This is a genomic window from bacterium, from assembly GCA_040753555.1.
In the GTDB taxonomy this organism is placed as follows: domain Bacteria; phylum UBA9089; class UBA9088; order UBA9088; family UBA9088; genus JBFLYE01.
Genome location: JBFMDZ010000119.1, coordinates 1 through 6,685, shown reverse-complemented (window position 1 = coordinate 6,685; position 6,685 = coordinate 1). Strand labels below are relative to the sequence as shown.

At 40.1% G+C, this 6,685-nt stretch carries 4 protein-coding genes; all 4 read right to left on the bottom strand.

Going from position 1 to position 6,685, the window contains the following annotated elements; translation table 11 throughout:
* Positions 1–170 precede the first annotated feature (170 nt).
* Complete coding sequence (locus tag AB1630_09230) at positions 171–1,784, bottom strand: hypothetical protein (protein ID MEW6103972.1); 1,614 nt, start codon at positions 1,782–1,784, stop codon at positions 171–173.
* Positions 1,785–2,216: 432 nt separating this feature from the next.
* Positions 2,217–5,216, bottom strand: coding sequence for a right-handed parallel beta-helix repeat-containing protein (locus tag AB1630_09225; protein ID MEW6103971.1), 3,000 nt, complete (start codon positions 5,214–5,216; stop codon positions 2,217–2,219).
* Complete coding sequence (locus AB1630_09220) at positions 5,213–6,295, bottom strand: hypothetical protein (GenBank protein ID MEW6103970.1); 1,083 nt, start codon at positions 6,293–6,295, stop codon at positions 5,213–5,215. The genes AB1630_09225 and AB1630_09220 overlap by 4 nt, the downstream gene beginning before the upstream one ends.
* A 52-nt stretch (positions 6,296–6,347) precedes the next feature.
* Positions 6,348–6,680 carry a DUF2723 domain-containing protein gene (locus AB1630_09215; protein MEW6103969.1) on the bottom strand — a complete coding sequence of 111 codons (333 nt, stop codon included), beginning with the start codon at positions 6,678–6,680 and terminating at the stop codon, positions 6,348–6,350.
* Positions 6,681–6,685 lie beyond the last annotated feature (5 nt).

Below are 6,685 nucleotides of genomic sequence, written 5' to 3'. Positions count from 1 at the left end.
CATAAGGAAATAAAGGGTATAACTTCCCAATCTTTTTTGCGTTCTTTGCGTTCTTTGCAAGACAATAAAGCCTTTTTCATTCGTGACAATTCGTGCCTCATTCGTGTCCATTCGTGTTCCAAAACCAGAAAGATAAAAACCTTTTTCATTTTCTGCTCCTTAATAATATTCTAAAAGCACTCATTATCTCCTTTTGGCAAAAAAGTTATTTCTATATCATACTCTCCTTTTTCTATTTTTTCCCATCTGCCTTTCTTGTTTAAAAAGTAAGGCCTTCCAAAGCTTAGGGTAATTGAGGCAAAGGTGATTGAGCCAGCGCTTATTGTCCCTTGATTGGTTATATTTAGCCTTATTAAATCCTCTATTGCTGTATCGGTAATTGTGGTAGGCGATTGTGAATTATCACAGGTTATGGTGGCTGTGCTCGGGATGGGGGTAAGGATGGATGAAAAGGGGGCATATGGTGCGGTAGAAGAGATGGAAACATTAAGGTTATACTCCCAATCTTTGATAACAAAAAGCCTTTCATCAATTTGTGCCTTAAATGTCCTGGTTGCCTTTCCTGAGGCATCATCCTTTAGGAAAACCACAAGATAATATGTCTTTGAGCCATTGTAAGAGATTGTCCCGTAGGGATGGTTATCGGGAAGAATAAGGGTTATTGTGCCAGCAGGGTTCATTGTAATATTTGTTCCCGTAATGCTTCCAAAGATAGGGTCTGCTGCTTCATAGCCATCTCCCTCAATGTCATAGACAATTGAAATTGTCCCAATAAGCCCCTGAATTTCTTGAGTAGTAAATGTATTTCCTGAATTATCTTCAAATTTAATATCCAAAGAGGAAAGCTCTATGTCTGCCTCTTTCTGATAGTTAGAAGGAGAATGCAAGACCTCAATCTTAAGGAGGTCTTTTTCCTCTCCATCCCTTACCTTAAATTCTCCTGTGGTTGGATTAACCACAATCCCTGCCTCAATGGCAATTGCGGTATGGGTTCCTGAGACCTCCTCTATTCCATCCTGAATAATAGAGACAGAGGCACCCAAGCCTGTTTTCCAGATATTGTTAAGGGAATTTGAGCTTCCAGAAATGCCATTCTCATCCCCTGTTACAATGAACCTCCTTGGATTTTTTGAGCTTGCCTCAGAGTTTAAGGTTGCCTTTACATAGTAAATTGTGGTAGAGCCAGGAGAAAGGCTATTATTGTTCATTGAGCTAAATGATATTGTGCCCTGGGTAAAGCTTGAGACAGCCTTTAACTCCTGTTCATCGCTTCGCACAAGCCTAATTGAGGAAAAGAAGCTAGACATTTGGGTAGAATTTAAAACCCCATTTTCTGTGCCAAACCTAACATCAAATGTATCCCAAATTAAGGTTTGGGTTGAATTATTTGAGACAGTTATCTTAAGGCAGTTCCCCTCAGAGCTATCGGCTATCCCCTCGGCAGAGATGTCCTCAATCTGGACAATAAGGTCGCCTAATAGAAATGTGGTGGTTGCTTGGTTATTAAGGTAATCCCTGACTGTGATTGTTTTCTGTCCGCCGGGTTGGGTTGAGGTAATAAAGGTAGCAGAAAATGTCCCATTATTGCTTGAGATTGTTGTGGTTATTGTCTGGTGCGTTCCAAAGTCAATCCTCACCAATCCCGAATCCCTAATCCCTAATCCCCTCATTGTAACAATGGTTGATGGCCCACCTTGGGTTGGCGAGAGGAAAATAATTGACCCAAGTATCCTAAATGGTATAGTATCTTGACTTCCTGCATCTACATCATTTATCGTAATCATCCTTGTCCCCCCTGGTTGGGTATCTACAATGAAGGATGTGGTAAATGAGCCGTTTGCATCTGAGATTGTCGTTGTAATCGTAGGGTGTGTTCCAAAGTCAATGGAAATTAAGGTCTCTGTCGAATATCCAGCCCCCTTAATATAAACGATTGTGCCAACCGGACCCTCTCCTGAGGGAGGGTATGAGGTTGAATTTGAAAGGATATAAAAACTCTGGGTTACAATTGAGCCGTATATGGTTATGGTATAGGTTCCCCTTGGTAAGGCAGGGAGATTAAGAAATAGGCTAAATGTCCCATATTGGCTTGATAGGGTTGAGGTTATGGTTCGGTAGGTGCCGAAGTCAAGGAAAACAGTTGTCTCTGTATGCGATGTGTCTCCTTGGATGGTAATAAGGCTTCCAACCTTACCAGATGTGGGAGAAGAATTTATTCACACGAAATGCCCATACTCATAAGCACCCATATCAACCCTGCCATTTATGATCCTTGGCTTGCCATCCTTGTCAGTTGGGGGAATTGCCGGAGCGGTGTTTGAGCCAGCATCAATGCAGGGCGAAGAAGGCTGAAGGTGGAAGTCATTTGGGCTTACAAAGAGGGGGTCAGCTGAGATACAGCCAATACCAGGAGAACAGTTATAGTAATTCGGACCATTTGGAGCACTATTATTCCAGACATCATCATAGGTGATGGCTGGGGAGGAAAAGTCGCAGAAGATTCCGCCGCCACGATTGGAAGCACTATTTCCTGAAACTATGTAATTGGTGATAGCTGGGGAGGAATTATAGCACCAGATTCCGCCGCCGCCCCAGGAAGCACTATTTCCTGAGATTGTGCAATGAGTGATGGCTGGGGAGGAAGAATGGCAGCAGATTCCGCCGCCATAGGAAGCATTCCCATTCCTTATCGTGAACCCTTGAACAACATCACTTGTGCCTGAATTATTGAAATAAAACGCCCTTCCTGAGCCTTGGCAGTCAATGATGCAATTATCCGCCCCATTCTCTGACCGAACGGTAATATGCTTTCCCGACCAGGTTAAATCCTTATTTCCAGTTCCCGTATATGTCCCATCTGCAACCCAGACAGTATATCCATCCAGGGCTATACCTATTCCCTCGGCAATTGTATTAAAAGGATGCTCCTTGCTTCCTGTTTCTAGTCCTGTATTGGCAACATTAACATAAATTTTTTTATTGGTAAGTAGCCAAGAAATGGTAGCCTGGTCCCCTAAATAATTTCTAGCGGTAATAATAACCTCACCGATCGCCTGAGTGTTTACAACAAAACTAGCTAAAAACCTTCCATCATTTTCAGTAATAGCAGTGGCAATCGTTTGGGTGGTGCCAAAATCAATCTGCACCTCTTTGCTTACCATATAATTTTTCCCTTGAATAGTAATGGGAATCCCTATATGTCCTGCTTTAGGAGAAACTGAATCAATTTTTAAGAAATAGATAAAGAAAGAATTGGTGGTAATATCTCCCAGCACATTTCTTGCCGTAATGACAGTAGTGCCTGAAGGTTGGGTGTCTACAATGAATGTGGTTGAGAAGGTGCCGTTTGGGCTGCTTAAGGTTGTGGCTATGGTTAATGTTGTACCAAAGTCAATTAGAATAATAGTATTAGTGCCAAGTTGCCCTCCATATATAGTAACAAGCCCACCAACTGGACCAGAGGAAGGAGTAGTCACTAATCGTAGCCAGGGAAAATAGTCTACATAATTGCTTACCTTATCGCCCTGACCTGATGGATTGGTTGAATGCTCTGGACCAGAATTTGCACCCCACCAATTGTATGTTGCAGAGATTGTTCCTGAGCTTCCGTCGTGATAAACCCCATAGCCTTTTGTTAAATCACCACTTTTGTTGCCAGAGAGGTTGTTGCAATGGATTGCAGAGGAAGAATTTGAAATAGAGTATATGCCATAACCTTGGCCATAGCTACCATATCCTCCCCAAGGTCCAGGACTTCCTCTATTTCCTCCTGTGTTATTTGAGATTGTATTTTGTAAGATTGTATTGAGCGTTGAATTTGAAAGATAAATCCCACATCCAATGCCACCCAAACCACCCGAACCCAGGTAGCCACCTGTTCCTCCCTGTCCTCCATTATTATTTGATATTGTATTTCCTGAGATTGTATTGTTGGTTGAATTTGAAAGATAGATTCCGTAGCCTATACCACCAGATCCACTTGCATTACGGCCACCACCTGTTCCTCCTTTGCCTCCGGTGTTATTTGATATTGTATTGTTGGTGATTGTTCCATTTGTTGAGTTATAAAGATAGATTCCACAGCCAATGCCACCTGAGCCACCTGAACTATGGCGATCACCTGTTATTCCATTTTGACCAATTCCTCCCGAGATTGTGTTGTTTCTTATTGTAAAACCGGAACAGTTAATCAAAACAACCCTCCCTAAATTTGTTGAGCCAGAGCCATTTAAAGTTAAATTCTGATTTTCAATAGTAATTCCTGACTGATTGTAGTAATAAAAGATTGACTCATTGTTATAGGTATTTGAGGTGGTAATTGTATTATTGAAGCTATTTGATTCAATATATATTCCATAGCCAACCCCACCAGAGCCACCTGAACCACTCCCGCCACCACCTGCTCCTCCCTGGCCTCCATTATTATTTGATATTGTATTGTTTGAGATTATATTGAGAGTTGAATTTGAAAGATATATCCCTGTGCCAATCCCACCCGAGCCACCCGAATCCTCGTAATAACCATCTGGATCAAAGTAACAGCCACCTGTTCCTCCTTTACCTCCAATATTATTTGATATTGTATTGTTTAATATTGTATTGCTTGTTGAATTATAAAGATATATCCCTGTGCCAATGCCACCTGAGCCACCTGACCTATACCAGAGACGTCCTCCCTCGCCCCCCTTATTGCTTTTAATTGTATTTGTTCCAATAATATTGTTATTTGAATTCAAAAGATAGATGCCACAACCTATTCCTCCCGGAAAACCACCATCATCCCCTTTATTGTCGTGGATGTAATTGTAAGTAATCACAATCCCTGATGCATTCTCAAGATAAATTGCACTTTTTGCATATCCAATATCACAATAGCTTATTGTTCCTTTGGCATTACTTCCACTAAACCTTATGCTTTGCCAAAATCCTGCAGAGGGTGTAGTCTGGGATGCGGTAAAGGTAATTGTGCCTGTAAGAGTCCCTACCGCAGATAAGGTCCCATAACAAGTTAGGGATCCGTTAGCGGCAAACTTTACCACAACATTTGGCTCAATTATTAGGGTAGCCGTGCTAGCGATGATTACGCTATCTGTGACAACATACGGGCTTCCTGCTAAATCCCAATTTCCCGACACATCGCCACTGACATAGGTATCCGGCCAGGATAATCCTTGAAAAAATAAGCTCCCTAAAATAAACAGAACCTTCTTATTCATTGACTTTTCTTAAGTATTGCAAGGTTTTGTTTAGCCTGGATATTATTTGGCTCAAGTTTAAGGATTGTCTCAAACTCCTTTATTGCCTTATCCTTCAAGCCTTTTTCAAAATAAACAACCCCCAAATGACCATGGAAATCAGCATATTTAGAAATTATCAGAGACTGAATATACTTTTCATCATTCCTTTTGAGAAGTTTAAGTATTCTTCTTATTAAGTTAAACCCCTGTTCGTTTCTATCCATATATTCAATCAATTGCTTATCACTCAATTTTTCCGCTGATATTCTCCATAAAACCCCCTCTGGAATTAAAGTATATCTATTGGATAATTGTTTATCAAATAGGAGATAAATTGACCTTTGGGTTGGATTGTTCTTTAGAATTTCTTCTACCTTAATTCTTTTAAAATCTTTCTGGGAAATCTCTTTACCTTTATAAAATATAGTAAGGTCTACATCAGGATATTTTTCTTTAATTTGATTGGCATAGGGTTTTTCTAAAAGTAATTGCTCTTTCCATAAGAAAAGTGTAATGATAGGAACTGATTTTGATTTTGCATTCTCAATATAATAAAGGTACCAAAAAGGAAAAACATCTTCTTCGGCCTCTAAGAAAACTATTGCCCTTTCTTTAACATGCTTCAGAAGATTTCTCCCATGGTCATAAGCAATGTAATGGTCAGCGTGGTCAGAGGAATAATAATTTGCCTTGCATTGGAAGATGGGAAAAAAGAGAAAAAGCCCGCAAACAAGGGTTTGGGGGATTATGAAATAAGTCTTAGGGATTAAATTAGAAAGCAAAGAAAGAAGGGAATAAAGGGAATAACCAATAAAAACAGCGAAAATTAAAAAGGAGGGGATGTAGTAATCCTCAATGTTGATAATGTCATAGCGGATAGCCAAAAATATATTAGTAAGAACCATCAAAAGTAAGTATACACCAAACCTTACTCTTTTGACAAATAAAAGAACAAAACCAAATAAGCCAAAGATAATAAAATGCCATCCAAATTGAAGAAGAAAAAGCTTAAGATGGGGAATAAAATGATTTTCAAAACTTTGAAGGATTGGTTGCAAAAAAATAACTCTATAATCCTTGCAGGCTACATGCCAAACAAACCTTTGCCAGTTATCGGGACAGCCCCCAGTTAAGGGGAGGGTGCATGCTTGAGCGGATAGGCAGATAAGCCCACAAAGTAAGGGGCAGGATAAATAAAAAAATGCAAAATGCAAAATGCAAAATGCAAAATTGTGGTAAAGATTTGATAAATGTTCTTTTTAAGCTTTGAGTTTTGAGTTTTTTCTTTGTGCCTAATAATACAGCAATGATAAAAAACAAGCTTGCAGGGACAAGGTAGATTGTCTGGAAGTGGTGGGTGAAGGATAGGCCTAAGATAAAGGAAAACAAATAAAGAAGTCTGGAGTCTGGAGTCTGGAGTCTGGAGTCTTGCCACTTAAGCAAAACAA

Coding starts and splice junctions, on each gene's coding strand:
- AB1630_09230 (MEW6103972.1), bottom strand. CDS start 1,784: ATGATTACGATAAATGATGTAGATGCAGGAAGTCAAGATACTATACCA.
- AB1630_09225 (MEW6103971.1), bottom strand. CDS start 5,216: ATGAATAAGAAGGTTCTGTTTATTTTAGGGAGCTTATTTTTTCAAGGA.